This window comes from Pseudoalteromonas sp. MMG012, from assembly GCF_018100875.1.
Classification (GTDB): Bacteria; Pseudomonadota; Gammaproteobacteria; order Enterobacterales; family Alteromonadaceae; genus Pseudoalteromonas; species Pseudoalteromonas aurantia.
This window is the reverse complement of the sequence record NZ_JAGJEF010000056.1, coordinates 1-19821: the sequence shown is the minus strand read 5'-3', so window position 1 is coordinate 19821 and position 19821 is coordinate 1. Positions and strand designations below refer to the sequence as shown.

13 protein-coding genes are annotated in these 19821 nt (G+C 40.7%); 8 read left to right on the top strand and 5 right to left on the bottom strand.

Annotation, left to right across the window (positions count from 1 at the left end; translation table 11 throughout):
- Positions 1-16 precede the first annotated feature (16 nt).
- From J8L97_RS16655 to J8L97_RS16645, 3 genes are all read left to right on the top strand, one after another.
- Positions 17-2260 carry an NAD(P)-binding protein gene (locus tag J8L97_RS16655; RefSeq protein ID WP_211051475.1) on the top strand — a complete coding sequence of 748 codons (2244 nt, stop codon included), beginning with the start codon at positions 17-19 and terminating at the stop codon, positions 2258-2260.
- A 245-nt stretch (positions 2261-2505) separates the two neighbouring features.
- On the top strand, positions 2506-4746 hold the full coding sequence (locus J8L97_RS16650; RefSeq protein ID WP_247688707.1) for a TonB-dependent receptor: 2241 nt from the start codon (positions 2506-2508) through the stop codon (positions 4744-4746).
- Positions 4747-4835: 89 nt separating this feature from the next.
- On the top strand, positions 4836-7547 hold the full coding sequence (locus J8L97_RS16645) for an ATP-binding protein (RefSeq protein ID WP_211051468.1): 2712 nt from the start codon (positions 4836-4838) through the stop codon (positions 7545-7547).
- A gap of 658 nt (positions 7548-8205) precedes the next feature.
- On the opposite strand, the gene J8L97_RS16640 is transcribed toward J8L97_RS16645, so the two are convergent.
- The 3 genes from J8L97_RS16640 to J8L97_RS16630 all read right to left on the bottom strand — a co-directional run bounded on the left by J8L97_RS16640 (position 8206) and on the right by J8L97_RS16630 (position 12408).
- The gene (locus J8L97_RS16640) at positions 8206-10554 is read right to left on the bottom strand and encodes a hypothetical protein (protein ID WP_211051465.1); all 2349 of its coding nucleotides are present in this window, start codon (positions 10552-10554) and stop codon (positions 8206-8208) included.
- Between the two features lie 168 nt (positions 10555-10722).
- A complete protein-coding gene (gene astB / locus J8L97_RS16635; RefSeq protein ID WP_211051462.1) occupies positions 10723-12072 on the bottom strand; it encodes an N-succinylarginine dihydrolase in 1350 nt (449 codons plus the stop codon).
- A 153-nt stretch (positions 12073-12225) separates the two neighbouring features.
- The gene (locus J8L97_RS16630) at positions 12226-12408 is read right to left on the bottom strand and encodes a hypothetical protein (protein WP_192507838.1); all 183 of its coding nucleotides are present in this window, start codon (positions 12406-12408) and stop codon (positions 12226-12228) included.
- 178 nt (positions 12409-12586) lie between these two features.
- On the opposite strand from J8L97_RS16630, the gene J8L97_RS16625 reads away from it, so the two are divergent.
- Genes J8L97_RS16625 through arsJ form a run of 3 tightly spaced genes read left to right on the top strand, consistent with a single transcriptional unit; the run spans position 12587 to position 15178 of the window.
- On the top strand, positions 12587-12952 hold the full coding sequence (locus J8L97_RS16625; protein ID WP_192507837.1) for a metalloregulator ArsR/SmtB family transcription factor: 366 nt from the start codon (positions 12587-12589) through the stop codon (positions 12950-12952).
- Between the two features lies 1 nt (position 12953).
- Positions 12954-13961 (top strand): ArsJ-associated glyceraldehyde-3-phosphate dehydrogenase, encoded by a 1008-nt coding sequence (locus J8L97_RS16620; protein ID WP_211051459.1) that lies wholly within the window; start codon positions 12954-12956, stop codon positions 13959-13961.
- Between the two features lie 8 nt (positions 13962-13969).
- Positions 13970-15178 (top strand): organoarsenical effux MFS transporter ArsJ, encoded by a 1209-nt coding sequence (gene arsJ, locus J8L97_RS16615; protein ID WP_211051444.1) that lies wholly within the window; start codon positions 13970-13972, stop codon positions 15176-15178.
- A gap of 88 nt (positions 15179-15266) precedes the next feature.
- Here arsJ and J8L97_RS16610 read toward each other — a convergent pair whose 3' ends face one another.
- Complete coding sequence (locus J8L97_RS16610; protein ID WP_211051434.1) at positions 15267-17249, bottom strand: methyl-accepting chemotaxis protein; 1983 nt, start codon at positions 17247-17249, stop codon at positions 15267-15269.
- A 514-nt stretch (positions 17250-17763) separates the two neighbouring features.
- Entirely contained in the window at positions 17764-18288 is a 525-nt protein-coding gene (locus tag J8L97_RS16605) for an NADPH-dependent FMN reductase (RefSeq protein ID WP_211051431.1), read from the bottom strand.
- 156 nt (positions 18289-18444) lie between these two features.
- Between J8L97_RS16605 and J8L97_RS16600 the strand changes: the two genes are divergently transcribed.
- The gene (locus tag J8L97_RS16600; RefSeq protein WP_211051428.1) at positions 18445-19347 is read left to right on the top strand and encodes a LysR family transcriptional regulator; all 903 of its coding nucleotides are present in this window, start codon (positions 18445-18447) and stop codon (positions 19345-19347) included.
- A gap of 163 nt (positions 19348-19510) precedes the next feature.
- The gene (locus J8L97_RS16595) at positions 19511-19648 is read left to right on the top strand and encodes a hypothetical protein (RefSeq protein ID WP_409455171.1); all 138 of its coding nucleotides are present in this window, start codon (positions 19511-19513) and stop codon (positions 19646-19648) included.
- Positions 19649-19821: the final 173 nt, after the last annotated feature.

Sequence of the window (19821 nt, the reverse complement as noted above, 5' to 3'; positions counted from 1 at the left end):
ACAAGGAAACCTGATTATGACTCAGCAAAAAGTTGCGATTTTGGGTGGAGGGGTGGCTGCCATGACTGCAGCTGTTTATCTAACTGAAAAAGACAATTGGCAAGATAATTATGATATTACGGTATATCAATTAGGATGGCGTTTAGGGGGAAAAGGCGCAAGTGGTAGAAACGCTGATATAGCAGAACGCATTGAAGAACATGGATTACATGTTTGGTTTGGTGCTTATGTAAACTCATTTAAGACCATTGAAACGGTTTACAATAAGCTAAATCGGCCCCCTGAAGTTCCATTAAGCTCTTGGCAAGACGCATTTAAGCCGCATAGTTTTGTCGTGTTACAAGAGTACATAGAGAATGAATGGCAAACTTGGCCTGTGGACTTCCCCGTCATAGATGGCAATCCGGCTGACGGTACCTTAGACCTACACTTTTGGCAATTAGTTGAAATGTTAGTCGCTTGGCTACGTAAGTTTATTGACACTATCGAATTTGAAGTAAAGCAGGCAAATAAGCACACAAAACTGCAAACAACCAAGCGTCGAGATAGAGGACTCTTACAGCATTTAGCATCACAAATACGTGATGCGTATGATGATGTTGAAGAGGAAGTTGAAGAGTTTTTTGAAAGTGCTCATGATGAATTAAAAGAGATTTGGTCAACCCCTGCAATTTTAGGCCAACAGCTACAGCGATTATTGACATTACGTGCAAATGATAAAGAGTTAGGTGAACCAAAAGACAGGTTAGTTGTGTGGTACTTGGTACGGAAGCTGAAGCGTTGGCTCAATAGTGAAGCAGTTGAAATGTTGGATGACAATGAAAATATTAGACGTGCTTACATTTGTGCAGACCTAGGTATTGCTATGGTAACTGGACTGATTAAAGATAAGGTATTTTCAAAGGGCTTTGGCTCAATAAATCATTTAGATTTTAAACAGTGGCTTAAACAAAATGGTGCGAATGAAAAGTACAGTGTTGAGTCGGCACTTGTTAGAGGGTTTTATGATTTGGTATTTGGCTATGTTGATGGTGATTTTGATAATGGGAATGTAGAAGCTGGCGTAGCATCTTTGGCGATGTTGCGTATCATATTATGCTATCACGGTGGGGTAATGTGGAAAATGCAAGCGGGCATGGGAGATGTCATTTTCTCCCCTATATATGAACTGTTAAAACAGCGAGGGGTGAAGTTTGAATTTTTCAATCAGGTCGAAGCATTGGTACCAGAAACTGACCCAAATGGCAGCCAGTACATTGATGAAATACAAGTAAGTCAGCAAGTCGCGCTGGTCAATGGGCATTATGAACCATTGGTCGATGTAAAGGGACTACCTTGCTGGCCTTCGCAGCCACAATTACATCAAGTAGTACCAGAACAGGCAGCATTAATACGCGAGCATAATATTAACTTGGAATCATTCTGGACCAATTGGCCGAAAATATATGAAGCTGAATTTGGCCACCCAATTCCGACAAAAACCCTGAAACGTGGTATTGACTTTGATCAAGTGGTGTTTGGTATATCTGTAGGGTCGCTAGTGCATTTATGTCCAGAGTTACTGCAACGGGATAGAAAATTAGCTGCTCAAGCTCAGCACGTTAAAACGGTTGCAACGCAGGCCTTTCAAGTTTGGATGAATAAAACGGATGAGCAATTGGGCTTTAATTATACTCCACCAAGTGAAGAACGACCTATTTTGAGTGCCTTTTCACAACCGTTTGATACATGGGCTGCAATGTCGAACTTATTGACGAAAGAAGATTGGCCTGAATCTGGCCCGGTAAATATTGCGTATTTTTGTAGTGCATTTAGCTGTGATACTTACCCACCATCAACGGATCATGAGTTTGATGCGATACAAAAAACACGAGTGAAGCAAAATGCATTAAATAAACTGAAAGAAGAAATGCAGCCTTTATGGCCTAATGCATATATTAATGATGAATTTGATTGGTCTGTATTGTACTCACAAGGCCAGCAGTTAGATGAAGCGAGGTTTGATAGCCAATACTGGCGTGTTAATGTCGACCCTTCTGAGCGGTATGTATTGTCTGTAAGTGGAAGTAGTGAGTATCGACTTGCGACGGATGATACCCTGTTTAAGAATTTGTTTATTACTGGAGATTGGATAAAAACAGGGGTAAATGCAGGCTGTGTTGAGGCTGCTGTCATGGCTGGGATGTTGACAGCAAGAGCGATATCAGGTTATCCAGAGACGATCTCTGGTGAGTTTGGTTTTGAGCCAGATGGTACCTAAATTAGTAATGTGATTGCACAGTTTAGTGTCGCTACACATAGAAAGTTTGTGATTAAGTTAGCCTGTATTTTTATGTTTTTTGACGAAAGTTAACATGAAAGTACAGGTTTGTACGTTTAACGCACTGCTAACTATATATCAGTAAATTATTATGCTCTGTACCTGTTGATATTTTTGGGATGGTATCACATTTGAACTATACTCATGACCAGCAACCTAATGATTTGCAATATAAGAGTATGGAAATGACTAAATCTCTCGCCTTCAATTTTATCTTTTCTTCAGTCATCGTTGGGATTTATAGCCCAGAAAGTCTTGGCAGTGATGACCGAATAGAAACCATCGAAATTTATGCACAAAAAAGGGCACAAACAATTGATGAAGTTAGTATTGCAGTCTCTCATGTTACAGGTCAAGAAATCACAATACGAGGCGTCAAAGATGCGACTGAATTAGGTCACTTTGTCGCGAACATGAAGATTAGTCAAAATGCAGCAGAAGGAACGCCTCCGGCTGTTAATATACGAGGTGTTGGTTTAATTGATTATAATACGGCCAACACGTCCCCAGTCGCGATGTATATTGATGGCGCATCGGTCGGTTCTGCAAACAACCAGTTAGTCGATCTCTTTGATATTGAGCAAATTGAAGTGCTTAAAGGGCCACAAGGAACGCTATTTGGACGCAATAGCACCGGTGGCGCAATATTAACTCGCTCGGCTAGACCAGATGCTGGTAGTTATGGATATATAACTGGCGGCGTAGGAACTGATGATTGGCAAAAGCTGCAAGGTATATATAACCATGCAGTGGATGAAGAATCAGCAATACGCTTGGCATTTAGCCATACAAAGTACGAGTATACGAGTTATAACTTATTCGAACCATCACCAGAGGCTGGCTTAGAGCAAAATAATGCACGTTTAAGTTATTTAGGGGAGTGGGACTCAGTCAGCGTTTACTTGAAGGCACATTATAGTCATTGGAATGGCATAGTGCAGCCAGTGGGTAGTATTGGTATTTATAGTGATCCAGTGAATCAGGTAAAGTGCTCGGCAAGTTTAGCGAGTCAAGGAAAGTGTGTTGATAGTTTTGGCTTTAACGATGGCAGTGATGACTTTTGGGCAGTAAGCGTTAATAATGATTCTCCTCACAATAGCATTGGTAAAGGGTGGACTGCGGAAGTTGACTGGCAAGTTACAGATACCGCTCAATTAGTATGGGTTAACGCATTTAGTCGACTAGATAGAGAACATGCATTCAATTGCGATGGTTCGCCGGCGAAGCTGTGTGAAGGCAATATGGGGTTAAAGGCTGAGTTGCTAAACAATGAGTTGAGGTATCAAGTACAACTTGGTGAAGACTACTTAACCACAGGCTTATTTTTGTTAGAAGAGCGCCTATATCAGGATAACAATAATGATTTAGGAAGAGATTTACGCGGCACTCCCTTTGGTGCTAATTCTGCAAAGTTTTATTATGACAATGATATTAAGTCTAAAGTCACTGCATTGTTTGCGCAATACGAGTGGCAATGGTTACCCTCAACTAGGATCACCGCGGGGTTACGTTACAGTGATGAATCAGTCGAGTACGACTCGGTGTCAAACATTAACGTGGTAGTTGATCAAACAATGACGGAAGGTGTGTTGTTACCATTTTATCATGTTGTTGGTAAAAATGATGATGATGGATTTTCGGGTAAAGTTGCCATTAATTATCAATTAGCTGCCAACAAAATGCTCTATTACAGTTTTGCTAATGGAAACAAAAGTGGGGGATACAACGGCGGGTATTTATCAAGCCCTGAGCAGGCAAAAGAAGCTGACTATGGCCCAGAGTCATTAAATGCGCATGAGCTAGGTGCTAAAGTCACGTTGCCTGATGTTAACCTTAAACTCAATGGCGCCATTTTTTATTATGATTATCAAGATCAACAAGTTTTTATGAATCAGCCAGCTACTGCACCAGGCGCACCGCCTATTCAGTTACTTGAAAATGTCGCTGCGTCTACTATTTATGGCGCAGAACTAGACCTGGAGTATGATATTAGTAATACCATGGTGATCAAGGTTGGCGTAGGGTACATCCCACACGCAGAGTTTGAAAACTATACAGATCCCCTTGGTGTTACATTGTCAGATAAACGCCTTCCGTTTACGTCGGAAATAAATATCAATGCACAACTAAGCTATGAATATACGATTGGTCATAGTGTATTGACTAGCTCATTAGGTGTTGATTATCAATCAGAGTATTATTTTGACCAAAATCAGAGCGAGTATGCTATGCAATCAGGTTACGCTCTTTGGCATTTTAACACCTTATATCGATATGAAGATTGGCAAGCTAATTTATGGGCGAAAAACCTCTTTGATCAGGAATACAGCCATTTGAAGTTCGACTTGAGCCAATTTTTAGGCATGTTAGAGGATTTTAAGGGAGAAGGTCGCCGAATTGGGGTGGATTTTACTTATCGATTTTAACGACCTAAGTTGATTTTTAATGAAACCATCATATTTAAAGAAACGTCTGAGGCCGCTTGTTTATCTTGTTGAGTGAATCAAGGCATAGTATGCACGTATTGATCAAGTTGTTTGTGGTACTGAGTTTTATATTGTCCTTGCCAAGTTTTGGTGAGTCCTTTTCTTATGACAAACAAAAACAAGATGTAAACTTACATGATCATGCTATGTTATTGTCTTCAAAAGATAATACACGTTTTCCTGATTCGTTCGACTCGATTGCAAATTGGTCAAGTGATCTTGAGGTCTTACCATCAACAACTTTGTTTTCAGGGCGTTACTGGTTACTCGTAAAGCTGACGAACAACACAGAACAAGAAGAGTTAGTGCTTTATCCTTATAATACGGTGGTGTCGAGTATTGAAACTCGTATTTATAATAAAAATGGTGAAGTACAACGTTATTATACTGGCGGGAAAAACCCAAATGAGTTTGCTTTCCATTATGGAAATACTATCCGTTTAAAGCCTAGTGAAACTTACTACCTAGTTACCATGTTTGAAAGTGATTTCTTTTATACCCCGACCAAGTTGGTAATTAAACCTGTCACTGAGTTTAAACAATTGGTTGTGCAAGAAAACTTAATCATGATCTTGTGCTTTGGTGTTGGCATTGTATTAGGGCTCTATAATTTACTTATTTATATTGGCTCTAAGGACGCCACGCACTTGTATTATGCAATTTTTACAGGTGTCTGGGTATTTGCTTGGAGTCACTTCTTTCACATATCTGATCAGTTATTTGGTTTTTATTCTGCCCACTTACACTGGCTTGGTTTTGCGTTAGCACCTATTGCAAATGTATTGTTTTATAATAATTTACTAAAACTCAAAGAAACTCACCCTAACTTATCGACACTGTCCATTTGGGTTGGCGTTATTTCTGCCATTGGATTGCCATTTTGTATTTTATTTCCGGGTTTTGGCTTCTTATGGGCAACGGTGATGACAGGTACTGCTTTATGTTTAGGCATGTACGCTGGTATTCGATGTGTGTTAGATGGCTTCATTCCAGCACGGTACTTTGTGCTTGCATATATTGCTATGATGGTGCCAAACATGATTGGTAATTTGACTAACTTGGGTGTTTTGCCGCCATCAACGTTGAATTTATATTTGTTAGGTCTTACAGGAATAGCATTAGATGCTATGTTGCTGGCATTTGCAGTGGCAGATAAGTTTAGGTTAACCAGTGAAGAGAACATTGAGTTAAATAAAAATTTAGAGTCAAAAGTCTTAAAGCGTACTTATGAGTTAGAACAACTGGCATCTGAATTACGTGACGCCAGTGAAGCAAAAAGTCGATTTTTGGCAAATATGAGTCATGAGATCCGTACACCCATGACATCCATTATTGGTTATGCTGATGGGATCATGTTAGGCGATATAAAGCCTCATGAGCGAAACCATGCTATTAGTGTTATTTTACAAAACTCGCGACATGTATTGGGCTTAATTAATGACATTCTCGATATGTCGAAGATAGAAGCGAATCGTTTAGAAATTGAATTGATAGAAGCGAACTTATTCCACTCTATAGCACATGTTGAGTCTTTATTAGGTAAGCAAATACGCGATAAAGGGTTAGAGTTTGAGCTTAACTACCACTTTCCTCTTCCCGATTTTGTAGTTATTGACCCGACTAGGTTGAGACAAATATTACTTAATCTGACATCGAATGCGTTAAAGTTCACCACGGTTGGAAAAATTTCAATAGACGTAAGGTGTGAAAACGAGCGGTTACTTATTTGCGTTAAAGACACTGGTATTGGTATGGCAAAAGATGAGCAAAAAGAGCTATTTAGTGCATTTTACCAAGCTGATTCATCAACATCACGTAAATACGGTGGCACAGGGTTAGGGCTCAATATTTCAAAGAGCTTAGCACGCAAACTGGATGGTGACATCGATGTAGAAAGTGAAGTAGGGTCTGGTACTGCATTTACATTGCGATTGGGTTTATTTACGACTGAAAAAACGCACTGGGTTGATAGCTTTGAACAAGTTAACCAAAGTCGAATTGATACTGAGCAACCACTTCACACGCAAGATGAATTAAATGGAGATGTGTTACTTGCTGAAGATCACGGTGATAATAGTCGGCTTATTAAGCGTATTTTAGAGCGAATGGGTTTAAATGTTACCACTGTTGAAAATGGTCAATTAGCGGTACAAGCAGTTTTAGATGGGGAGTTTGATTTGATTTTAATGGATATTCAAATGCCCGTAATGGATGGAGAGCAAGCACTTAACTTTATTCAAGCAACAGGATGCAGTACGCCAGTGATAGCTTTGACAGCGAATACCATGCGTCATGAAATTGAGCGGTATATGAAACTTGGTTTTACAGATCATTTGTCAAAGCCAATTGATAGGGCTCAATTTAATCAAAAAGTGAGTCATTATTTGAATATTGCTGTGGACGATGAACTTGATTTACCTGATGAAGAGTTTGAAGCATTAAAACAACAGTATATAGCGGGTTTGTATGAGCAAAAAGTGCAATTACAAAATCAACTCAAATATCAAGATATCGATGGCTTATCAAAGTCGATACATGCCATTAAAGGGACCGCGGGCATGTTTGATTGTGAAGAAATTCATACCCTTTCTTCAGATATAGACATTAAGCTAAAAACAGCAGACATGGACGAGATTGAAAGTAAAGTCAGAGATCTCATTAAAGCGATGGAAGTGGCAATATCACAAGCAGAATGCGATAAAGCAGAATGCGATAAAGCAGAATGCGATAAAGCAGGCTAAATTATCAAGTAGGCTTATCAATATGTTAGGGGCTGTTGATCTTTGCTGTTCTATTTTTGTTCTCTTTGAGCGTGCTTTTATCGCGGCGCTTAATATGTGGCCTAGTGATCTAAGCGAATATTAAGCAACAAAGAGAAAGGGATGCTCAAAAGAACCGGTAGGCAGCGCTTGATTGGCTTTTCTACTATGTTATCGGCTGACTCACATGGAATAACCATGCTACGCAGCCTCTGCCTTGTATAAAAGCCAATCAAACTGCTGCAAAAATGAACCTGAAAGATCAATAGCCCCTAGTTTCAGAGATGGATAAATAATTTTTAACGCAGTTTTCATGCCTGCGCTTGCTGTATTGACCACAATAGAAAGTTATTATTTATAAATCAGCTTGAAGGCCAAAGATCTAAAAGTGTGATGTTTAAACGCCGCAACGTCAATGGTATCTTGATACGAATGCATGTAGCTCTAGTGCTGTTGCGTTCTGATAACGCCTGGTAGGCTTTGATATATCTATTCTTTCCTGCTATTAACTAACTGTCTTATGATTTAGATTAGCGGAGCTTAGTTTGAATGTACAAATAACAAGGGTATATGCTTGCGTAACTGTCGACGCACAAGAGAAGTTGATTTAACGCTGTTATGCGCCGACAGTGAAGTATTATTACAGTGTAATGTACTGAGTTAATTTAATTGGTTCACCATCAACATCTAATATCGCAGAGATTTCAATTCTACCATGTGTTAAATGACCGATGTCTATCATACTTGGCTGCCATGTTTTGTGTTCATAGGGAGCAAGTGACACATCTTGTTGCCAGAGTTCTTGACTTCTTTTAGGTTGGTCGAACGCAGAAAACTGTACGGTAATTTTCCCCGTTGTTTTACCTGAGTATGGGCCGGACAGTTGCAACGAAAGTTGCTCATCTTTTTCAACCACATCTAAGTATACGCCGTCAAATGCGCTTGCTTGTAGATCTAGCTGACCTTTTAATAGAGAATCCTCCCAACGTAACTCATACGGCAGGTGTTTGGCGTTATTAAACTTGGTAGGTATGTCAAGTATCATATGGCTTATACCTGAAGGGGCGGTTGCTAATTGTTGCTGCTGCACGCTGACCGTGATGTTGCTCTGTGTTGGGTTGTTAATAGCTAAGTAAGGTTGACCTTGTTCATAATAGGTACTGACTTTAATGCCACTGAGTGTCATTAAAGCTTCGTTTGGCAATTGTCTTTTCCAATCAGCCAATAATTTTCGCACTGCAGATGTCACCAAAGTATGTTGAGCTGTATCGGGTAACTTACTGAGCAGCGGTGTTAACTGAGAGTGGCAATTGATAAGTATGTTGGCAAATTGTTGACAGGTATTAAATGCCCTCAAAACCAGCGCTGGCTGGTCGTATAACCACGGATCTGGGTTGTTTTGACCTAACTGTGCAACGGTATGTGTGTGTTGCGATATGTAAGGAGTGATTTGATGATTCATACCTTGGCCAAGCAAATCAAAGCGGTATGGGTCAAGCTCAATTGAACTATCAAAATTCACAGTTTGTCGATGCTGTTGTGTCGCAACAGTGACTTGTATTTTGTTGTGAGCAGGAACAATAGACAGTCCTAGCGCTTGTTCTTTCTGAATTGCTTCGACAATACTAGGCTGTAATGCTAAAACTTGAGAGCCTTTATTTATAGACGTCAAATCAAGTTTAACAAAAGTACCTTGTGAAATGAGCAAAGGCACTGAAGGCGTATCCACTTGTGCATTCTTACTGACGAGTCCAAGACCTATTTCTCCTCGATTGAGCTGAGATGGCTCAAAATCAATGTGCGCTGCAATGGTATTTTTCTGTGATATGTCAACGAGAGGGCTGGTAAGTGGCTTTGGAAAATCTAACACAGGGTGCTGCGCCTGTGCATTTGGGTTAATTTTTAATTGGTGTAACTGAGTGCTCTCGTCACTGCGTAACCAGTAAGCACCGCCGTTTTGCTCCCACGGGCCACTGACAATTTTAAAGGTAGGGCTGATATTTTCGACAAAAGCTTGAAATTGATGTTCTACAGCTTGCCAATTAGGAAAGGTGGCTTTGAGTAATTTATTAGCCGTTGGTAACGTTTGGTCTGAGTGGGGGTTTTCAGCCATTAAGTTAGCAAGAAACCGCTTGAAATAGAGTTGACGAACAGGATCATTCATTAAAAAGTGTACAATGAAGAAGTTAAGTCCACGCTTTAGAGCTGGATCATCATTAATTTGTTCAATGGTGGGTGAGTTTGCTGCTTTATACTGTTTCAAACCGGTTTTGATATAATTCATTGGTGCGCGGTCAAAAACCATGACGGTTAATTCTTTTGATTGTGGGTCATAGACATGACTGGCAATTGAGTCAGCGAGTCCTTCGGTGATCCAATTTGGTGCCCAAGTGGAATGACCATTAAGTGCCATATGAAATGCATGCATTGTTTCATGAATAACGATGTAACGTTGATGGTGTTGGCGGTGGCTTGGAAAATTATAACCTGCGCGGTTATAAAACATGGTTTCACCCCCCGCGGTTTTATGGACGCCGCGTAAGAACCCATCGTCTAACATAGCTTCGCGTAATCTAGCGCGTGAGCTACCGTATACCACCGCAATGCGTTGGTTGGCGATATTCGCTGGTTCCATACCAAAAAGTTCAACATAATGCGGGTACGACATCTCAAGCAACTCAAGGTATAAGCGTACTTTATCTTCGGGTAAGTCACTTTTTAACGCGAAATGCTTACTCACCCACCAGTCGTAACCTCGGCTATTGCTGATTTTATTGTCGCTGTAAGTACGTGGAATATTTTTTCCCATAAAGGCGATATCAATATGGTTCAACTTACTGGTTCTACCTGCGACAGTCACATCTGCGCGCATCGTTTGAGAAGCGACTTGAGTGACTGAGGCAGTGACAGTATCTGGTGTTTTAATTGCATCTGTGTGTGTGCATGCTGTTAGGAGGAGTGTACTGAGTAGAGATAGTTTACGCAGCATAGTGAGGCCTTTTAATTGATGTATATTGTATGCAATTTAAAGTATCATGGCTTTTTCACTAATACAAATTTTAACGTTAGAAGCCGAACTGGGGTGAAATTTCCATTCAAGAAGTTGGAAGGAAGCAAGCCTAAGCCATAGTGGTACTATGGCTTAATTGTGGTATTTTTAGCGTTGGAACTCATAAACACTACCTAAACTCAATATTTGAGTGAGTTCATCTAGTGCTGTGTAAGTTTCAGTGAGCAGCTGAGGATCAGCCAAATCGCTATCGGTGAGTTGATCTCGATAGTGTTTCTCTACCCACGCATTAAGCAATACAAATTTCTCATCACTCATTAACGTGTCTTGATTCACTTTGCCAAGTTCGTTTTGAGTTAGCGCAACCCGTAATCGTAAGCAAGCTGGGCCACCGCCATTTTGCATACTTTGACGTAAATCGAAAAACTTCACGGTGTTTATAGGGTTATTTGCACTTAGCGTGAACTCAATATAGTTGGCGACTTTGCTGTTCTTAATACATTCTTCAGGGGCGACAAGCATCATACTGCCATCAGCAAGGCTGACAAGTTGACTATTAAACAGGTAACTTGTCACTGCATCTTGTACACCAACAGCATGTGTAGGCACTTCAACAATATGTAATTTATCACCAATATACGCTTGTCTGATGCGAGTGAGCGCGTCTGCTTGATTTAAAAATGCTTGTTCGTGGCAAAATAGAACATTGGCATTACCCACTGCAATAACATCATTATGAAAAACGCCTTGATCGATAACATCTGGATTTTGTTGTATAAAAATACGCTGTTCTTGGGGGATTTGATGTAATCGCGCGACTGCTTCACTGGCTTCAAGCGTTTGCCTAGCAGGGTATTTGGTCGGCCCAGTAATTTGGGTATTTAAGCTGCTGGCACCATACACAAATACTTCTAACCCTTTGCTACCATGGTCATCACATAAGCGCGTGTGATTTGCCGCACCTTCATCACCAAAAAAAGGTTGATCAGGTAAATGTGTGTGATGAACAAACGTATTTTCATCGTTGAACATCGCTTTGAGTAAGTTGCTAGTCGTGACAGGCTCTAAAGAGCGATGGAACTTATTATTTAAATTAGCACTGGTAAAGTGTACCTTTTTATCGGCAGTATCTTGTGAAGGTGATACGGTTGCGGCATTTGCTGTCCACATCGCAGAAGCTGAGTAACAAGTTCGTAAAAGTACAGGTGATTCTTTTGCGGCTTTGTTAATAACTTGTGCGTCGGTGCCGTTAAATCCCAAGCGTCGTAATGCATTTATGTCGGGTCGAGCATGAGGCGCAAAAATCCCCTGTTTTAAGCCCATATCGTGCATGGCTTTCATTTTTACTAAGCCCTGTAATGCCGCTTGTTTTGGGTTAGAAATTGCTTCCGCATTGTTTAGTGATGCGACATTTCCATAAGACAGTCCGGCATAGTTATGTGTTGGTCCGACTAAACCATCAAAATTAACTTCAAAGCTTTGGGTTTGCTCACTCATGTTAAATCCTTGTTTATATTATCGTTGATTATTATGCCTATATAGCGGCTGATTTAACATCGAATTTAACGGTAAAGGGTCGAATTATTAGGGGGAAGGTTTGTGATTAATACGGAAAAAGCACTTTAATAAAGTGCTTTGTCGAGCTAAAAACTAGCCTTCACAAAAGCGTGGAGACAATGATTCTTCGTAGCAGGCCCGATCCATCGATGGGCCACAGCCTCCCCACCAACTTTTTGGACGACCGCCAGCAACTTTTGGTGTTGCATCCTCACCTAATGCCGCCTTGTTATGAATGAGTGTTTTTATTTGTTTTTTATGTAGAGTTAATTTCATGATAATTCCTTCATTTTATTGCCCAAGATCCCTTGGGTACCTTAAAACTAGAACTTTCTTGCAAAAAGTTCAAAATTTAATCTATTACAAAATGTTTCAGGACAATAAAAGAAACTTGTATATATGAAAATTCGAATATATGATATTTCGTATATTAAGGTTTGATGATGAGTGAATAATGGATCCAGTGACATTTTTTAAATGCCTAAGTGATGAAACCAGATTAAAAGCCTTGTTATTAATTCAGCATGAAAAAGAACTATGTGTGTGTGAATTAATGGTGGCATTAGGTGAAAGCCAACCTAAAGTGTCGAGGCACCTTGCTCAGTTACGTAAAGCTAAATTACTGCTAGATAGAAAACATAAGCAGTGGGTTTATTACAGAATCAATGATGCGCTGCCGAACTGGGCGCTAGATACATTAGTACAAACACATGGCGAGAATAAAAGCTATTTTTCAACATCGTTAACGAAACTAAATGAAATGGGCTCAAGGCCTGAGCGCGTTGCATCGTGCTGTAATATTGAGTTAAAAGGGGAATAAAATGTCAGTGAAAGTAGGTATTAATGGATTTGGGCGTATGGGACGTTTGACCATGCGCGCATTGTATAATAGTGACAATATTGAAATTGTACAGATCAATGACCCAGCTGGGGACGCGGCAACATTGGCCCATTTGATGAACTTTGATTCAGTACACGGTCGCTGGGAACATGAAGCGTTAGCAGCGCAAAATGATATGATGATTGGTAAACATCGTATTCATGTCACGCATAATACTTTGCTAGAAGATACCGATTGGTCGGGTTGTGACCTTGTTTTAGAAGCATCAGGTAAAATAAAAACAAAAGAAAAACTCACAGGTTATCTCACCCAAGGAGTTAAACATGTTATGGTAACTGCCCCGGTAAAAGAAGAGGGGGTATTGAATATTGTCATGGGCGTGAATCATGACCAATATGACAAGTCACAATTCCCAATCGTCACGGCTGCATCATGTACAACGAATTGTTTAGCACCCGTTGTCAAAGTATTACAAGATAAAATTGGCATTGTACACGGATCAATGACGACGATTCATGATATTACCAACACCCAAACGATTCTAGATGCGCCGCATAAAGACCTACGACGCGCACGTGCATGTGGAGCAAGCCTTATTCCAACCACAACAGGTTCTGCAACAGCCATTACGCATATATTTCCGGAGTTAAAGGGCAAATTAAATGGCCATGCGATACGTGTTCCACTGGCAAATGCGTCAATCACAGACTGTGTCTTTGAGGTCAGTCGGGCGACGACAAAAGAAGAAATTAATGCTTGGATGGAAGATGCAGCTAATGGCGCGATGCAGGGTATATTAGGATATGAAACTCGGCCTTTGGTCTCTGTAGATTATAAAACTGATCCACGCAGCAGTATTGTTGATGCTCTATCAACCATGGTGATCAATGACACTCAAGTTAAAATGTATTTGTGGTATGACAATGAGTGGGGTTATGCAAACCGCACGGCTGACTTAGTGCGTTATGTTATTGCAGAGAATGGATAAGTATTAGCATGGCACTTTCTTCACTACCACAAGATATAAAGCAATATCTAATAATTACAGGAAATTATTGGGCATTTACTTTAACTGACGGTGCATTACGAATGCTGGTGGTGCTTTACTTTCATCAGCTGGGATATAGCCCGATAAGCATTGCAATGCTATTTTTGTTTTATGAAGTATTTGGGGTGGTGACGAACCTACTTGGTGGTTGGCTTGGCGCTCGACTTGGTTTGAACAAAACCATGAATGTGGGACTGGGGCTACAAGTGGTTGCCATCGTTATGCTTGCGATTGAACCGCAGTGGCTGTCTGTGGCCTATGTCATGTGCGCACAAGCCTTATCTGGGATTGCCAAAGATCTTAATAAAATGAGTGCAAAAAGTGCCATTAAACTGCTGGTGCCTAAAGACGCCGATAGTATTTTGTATAAATGGGTTGCATTATTAACCGGTTCTAAGAATGCGCTCAAAGGGGTTGGCTTCTTTTTGGGTGCCATGTTGTTGAGCTTATTGGGGTTTGCTGGTGCGCTATGGTCTATGGCGGGTATGTTAGGCGTCACTTGGTTTATGAGTATATGCTTGCTAAAGCAAGACTTAGGCAAGAAAAAGCACAAACCGAAGTTTTCTGAAATTTTTTCTAAAAGCCGTTCTATAAACCTGCTTTCAGCGGCAAGGTTGTGTTTGTTTGCCTCTCGGGACGTGTGGTTTGTTGTTGCTTTACCGGTGTATTTGTCTAGCCAATTTGGTTGGGAGCATACTTGGGTAGGGGGCTTTATGGCAACTTGGGTGATTTTATATGGCATCGTACAAGCGAACGCGCCAAAATTGACCGGCAAGCCAAACACCATTCATGACAGTATACAGGCTGCAGTGACATGGGTGGTGCCACTGACGGTGATCCCATTATGCATTGTCGTAGGGCTCAATTTAGATATTACACCTTTGTGGGTGATTGTGGGGGGGTTACTGGCTTTTGGGGCGGTGTTTGCTATTAACTCTTCCTTACACAGCTACTTGATTGTAAAACTGGCAGACAGCGATGGTGTGTCACTGGATGTTGGGTTTTATTATATGGCCAATGCGATGGGCCGGTTGTTCGGCACGGTATTTTCTGGTCTGATTTACCAATTCTATGGTTTGAGTGCCTGTTTAATTGTGTCTGCGGTGCTGCTGGGCTGCACGGCTATCATCACGAAAAAGCTGCAAAAAGTGAATTAAACATTATTGTCTAGCAATGATATTAATCAATGTTTTGATTGCCGCGTTAACGTTATGGCTGCGCCATCGCGTTAACGCGTTTTTGATGTTAGTGAGCTAATTTGAAACTTTCAGTGACTTCTTTAAGATCGTTACTGAGCCTATCCAGCTCATAACTGGCAGAAGAAACTTGGTCTGCGCCGGCTGCATTATCAACCGCAGCCTGTTTAATAGACTCAACGTTGTGTTTAATTTCATCCGTGGTCATGGTTTGTTGGTGTGCGGCTGTAGCTATCATTTCAGCGCTTTGCGCTATTTGATTGATTTGCTGCACGCTGTCTTCTAAAAGGGAAGCGCTGTCATTGGCTGCAGAAATTGTTAGCTTGGTTGCTTCAATAGATAGGTGCATTTCTTCAACCGCTTGGTGGGTACCTGATTGTAAACTATTGATCATACCTTCGATGTCGGCAGTCGATTCTTGTGTTTTACGTGCCAGTTGTCTGACTTCGTCAGCGACAACCGCGAAACCTCGGCCATGTTCGCCAGCGCGGGCGGCTTCTATTGCAGCGTTAAGTGCAAGTAAGTTCGTTTGTTCGGTCACTGTTTGAATCACTTCTAATACGCGACTAATATTTTGTGCATTGCCTTCTACCCGTTTAATGACTTGCTCTGCGTTATCGATGGCGGTGCTAAGCTGGGTCATTTGTGCGACAGTTGCTTGCAGGTTTTCGTTTGCTGAAGAAGAGGTTTTTTCCGCGCTATGACTTAAATCTGCCACAATACGGGCGTTAGTAGCCACTTCCTCGATTGATTGGTTGGTTTGATCCATGGCGAACGCCACCTGTTCAATATTGGCATGTTGCTCTTGTAAACTTGCATTTGACTGACTGCTGGCAGCGCTGGTTTGGGCGGCTGTACTCGCTAACTGTGAAGTAGATTCGACAATAGTACCAATCATTTGATTTAATGATTTGTTCATACGTGCCATCGCCCCATACACACCTTGCTGTGCTGTTGTGTCAGTAAAGGTTTGACGCAAATCACCCTCTGAAATACGCTCACTAATGGCTTGCATTGTGCTTGGCTCGCCACCTAATGGACGTATGATTGATTTTGAAATAACCAGTGTAATGATGACGACCCCACACACCGTGAATAGCGCAATGAAGCCAATGATCCAATACATTTTATAAACGGGTGCAAATGCTTCAGCTTCATCAATTTCAGCAAGCAAAACCCAATTTAAATTAGCAAAGGTAAAAGGTAAGTAGGCGGATAAAACCGGGTTTCCGTTGTAATCAATAATGATTTCAGTATCAGACACGCCGCGTAATCCCTTATTAACAGCAAGGGTGTTAACACCGTTATTTTCTACTTTTCCGGCAAAGCTTGCGATAACTGAATGACCTGTCGGGTCTAAATAGGAATCTGAACGCATCAGTAAGTCATCACCCACAAGATAAGACTCACCCGTTTCTCCCATACCATCACGCGTTTGCATAATGCGGTTAATGGCATCAATTGAAAGCTGTAGTGCAATAATGGCTGTTATTTTGCCATCAATAATAACAGGTAAGCCAATGAATGCGGCTGGGTCATTGTTACTTGGGGCATATCGAGAGAAGTCTTGCAGAATAAAATTGCGTTTGGATAACACATTATTATACAGCACAGCTAACCCTGAATTACGGTATGGCCCTGAAATTAAACTTGTTTGATAATCAGCTTCTTTTGCAACGGTGTAGTCAACGAACCCATTTGGGCTAATAATGAATAAATCGTAATAGCCTTTTTGCTCTATAAATGTTTGAAAAAATGCGTGATGCTCTTGCGCGGCTCGTGCTAATGATTGTGCCTTAGTTTGCGCATGTGCAGTTTGCCACTCAGAGACTAAGATTTCTAAATCCGCTTTTCGGGCATCAAAGTAGTCTGTTAACTGAGTATGTTTTATCTGCTTAATAGAAGTGAGCTGGTTGTAAGCTTGCTGCTCTAACGTGGTACTGGCAGTAAAGAGAGAGAACAATGCGATCACCCCGGCTGGTACTAAACCAATTAACATAAAAGACAACAACAATCGGGTTTTGATTAACATATTTACTCCACACATAATTAACAGCGGCGCAAATGTACATGATACTTCGAGTAATGAGAATAATTATCACAGTATAATTGTAAAGAAGTGCCAATTAAAAAGGATTGGTTAATACTAAATAACTAATCCAAATGGGTGTTATTTGTTCCTTAAATGACTTTGTTTTGCGCAGATTTGTTGATATTTCTGAGATAATTTATTGTTTTGTGATGGGAAAGGATGAAATGTTAATTTTGTGTTTGTAATGGGTACTTGCGGGATAAGCAGAGGTCATCGGGGAATGCGTATAAATTACGATAATGTGTGAGTGAGAAATGAGCAGTAAAAAGAGATGCGGTTTAGTTTGCAAAATAGGAACTTTTGCGACTATATAATAAGTCCGATGATATTGATGCGTTATATGTGGCAGAGAAGGTATATGTTAGGTAATGTACCTGTAACAGCGTAAACATCGTAATTGCCCAGACATGTGTATGGCCAATTACGATGATGAATATGAACTATGGTAGTAGAGCTAAGCGAGTGTTGCAGCGGCCGTGGATAGTTGATCCACTAACTCTTGGTTTGTTATTTTGTTTTCAGTCATGTCAAAGTTGTCATAAAAACTCGGTACTGATATTGACGCTTTAACATCAAGCGCAAAGTAAGGCGCGGATCCGGTTGCTGCTGCCAGTACACTTTTTGCACCACCAGGACCAGGTGACGTTGCCAGTAATATAGCGGCTTTATTTTGATACACTTTCATATCAATACGTGAAGTCCAGTCGAAAATGTTTTTGTACGCTGCAGTATAAGAGCCATTATGTTCTGCAAATGAAATGATCACGGCATCCGCTTCACCTATCTTTGTGAAAAACTGTTGTGCTTGTTCAGGAATACCTGACTCATTTTCTCTGTCTGAACTGTAAATTGGCATTTCAAAGTCATTCAAATCTAAAATTTCTACTTCAGCCCCTTTAACCAATGATCCGGTATACGCAGCTAATTGCTTGTTGATTGATTGACGGCTACTACTTGCTGCAAATGCTAATACTTTCATGGTGCTCTCCAAATAATTTTATGTGTAATGAGTATGAGCGCTTTGCAATTCGCTTTAAAAGTAAGATTTAAAGTTGCACCCTTGACTCGATGGAAATAAGTCTATATTAAGTCATAATAGATGTTAATACTTTAAAAATGGACATACTCTTTCCATATGAATAACAATCAATTGTTTGACGGCATTCTTATTTTTGTCCAGGTGGTAAAAAGTGGTGGCTTTGGCGCCGCTGCACAAACACTGGGCCATTCCAGCTCTCATGTAAGTAAAGAGGTGATTAAGCTTGAATCGCGTTTAGGTTTGCGATTGTTAAACCGAACCACACGTTCAGTTGCACTTACACCGGAAGGTGAGGCATATTTTCAACAATGTGAGCAGCTGGTAATAGATGCGCAATCGGCACTGAGTTTAGTTACTCAAAATGATGAAATACCCCGTGGTGCATTAAAAATAAGTTGTCCAATTGGTTTTAGCCATGACCATTTAAAACCCGTTATTGCTAAATACATGCAACAATATCCGAATGTGAGCTTGGAGTGGGATGTGAGCGACAAGCGCATTGACGTCATTGGCGATGGTTTCGATTTAGCAGTAAGAGCCGCGCCCACATTAGATGAATCTAGCTTGATATGTAAACGCATATATTCATGTCCCACTTATATTGTGGCGTCGAAAAGTTATATCTCAAAGTATGGCAAGCCCTACCACCCCAGAGAACTGGTAAATCACAATGCGATTTGCTATTCAAATTTGAAGATGCCGGGAAGATGGGAGTTTGAAAAACAGGGGGAAAAACCATTTTCGGTTGATGTGAAGCAGCGAATCAAATGCAACAACGGTCATATGGAATTAGCAATGGTAAAAGCAGGGCTCGGTATTTGCCGTTTGCCAGAGTTTTTTATGGGGGATGCATTAACGAACGACGATATTGAGGTACTGTTCGCTGACTATACTCATCCGACGGTTAATGTGTATGTGATTTATCCTAGCCGTAAACACCTTTCGCCCAAAGTACGCAGGTTTATTGATATGTTAAGTGAAGAATTGACTGTAAGCTAAGTTGATCATCAAAAGCGCGAACAAGGGAAGCGAGTCGGGGAGAGTTGATTGAATAGAGGAATGGTTTGTCGACTAGCTCTCTTCAATTTTTAAACAATAAGGCTTTTGGGGAGAATAGTTTGATATAATCTTGTGCGGCTATTTGAACCCAATCAGAGGAAAAATGGCTGACACACCTGAAACCTCAAACGATACCAGTGTTAAAACACGCTGTGAACATGCCAAAGAGCGCAAAAACCCCAAACAATTGGCATGTTTTGCAGGCAGCCCTAGACTACACAGCATTGAGGTGGTGGATTAGCCATGCGTTCTGAGTGTTGAGCAATACCATTTTTGTATGCTTTTTGAGTATGCAGCTCATATTTCAAATTCAGACTTATGAACTAAGCGATATGCTTGTGATATTCCAGATTGAACGTGGTTCTGGAGTTGGCATTCATTTTGAGTGGGTGTCTGTTATATTTCCCATTAAAA

Coding starts and splice junctions, on each gene's coding strand:
- J8L97_RS16655 (WP_211051475.1), top strand. CDS start 17: ATGACTCAGCAAAAAGTTGCGATTTTGGGTGGAGGGGTGGCTGCCATG.
- J8L97_RS16650 (WP_247688707.1), top strand. CDS start 2,506: ATGACTAAATCTCTCGCCTTCAATTTTATCTTTTCTTCAGTCATCGTT.
- J8L97_RS16645 (WP_211051468.1), top strand. CDS start 4,836: ATGCACGTATTGATCAAGTTGTTTGTGGTACTGAGTTTTATATTGTCC.
- J8L97_RS16640 (WP_211051465.1), bottom strand. CDS start 10,554: ATGCTGCGTAAACTATCTCTACTCAGTACACTCCTCCTAACAGCATGC.
- astB (WP_211051462.1), bottom strand. CDS start 12,072: ATGAGTGAGCAAACCCAAAGCTTTGAAGTTAATTTTGATGGTTTAGTC.
- J8L97_RS16630 (WP_192507838.1), bottom strand. CDS start 12,408: ATGAAATTAACTCTACATAAAAAACAAATAAAAACACTCATTCATAAC.
- J8L97_RS16625 (WP_192507837.1), top strand. CDS start 12,587: ATGGATCCAGTGACATTTTTTAAATGCCTAAGTGATGAAACCAGATTA.
- J8L97_RS16620 (WP_211051459.1), top strand. CDS start 12,954: ATGTCAGTGAAAGTAGGTATTAATGGATTTGGGCGTATGGGACGTTTG.
- arsJ (WP_211051444.1), top strand. CDS start 13,970: ATGGCACTTTCTTCACTACCACAAGATATAAAGCAATATCTAATAATT.
- J8L97_RS16610 (WP_211051434.1), bottom strand. CDS start 17,249: ATGTTAATCAAAACCCGATTGTTGTTGTCTTTTATGTTAATTGGTTTA.
- J8L97_RS16605 (WP_211051431.1), bottom strand. CDS start 18,288: ATGAAAGTATTAGCATTTGCAGCAAGTAGTAGCCGTCAATCAATCAAC.
- J8L97_RS16600 (WP_211051428.1), top strand. CDS start 18,445: ATGAATAACAATCAATTGTTTGACGGCATTCTTATTTTTGTCCAGGTG.
- J8L97_RS16595 (WP_409455171.1), top strand. CDS start 19,511: ATGGCTGACACACCTGAAACCTCAAACGATACCAGTGTTAAAACACGC.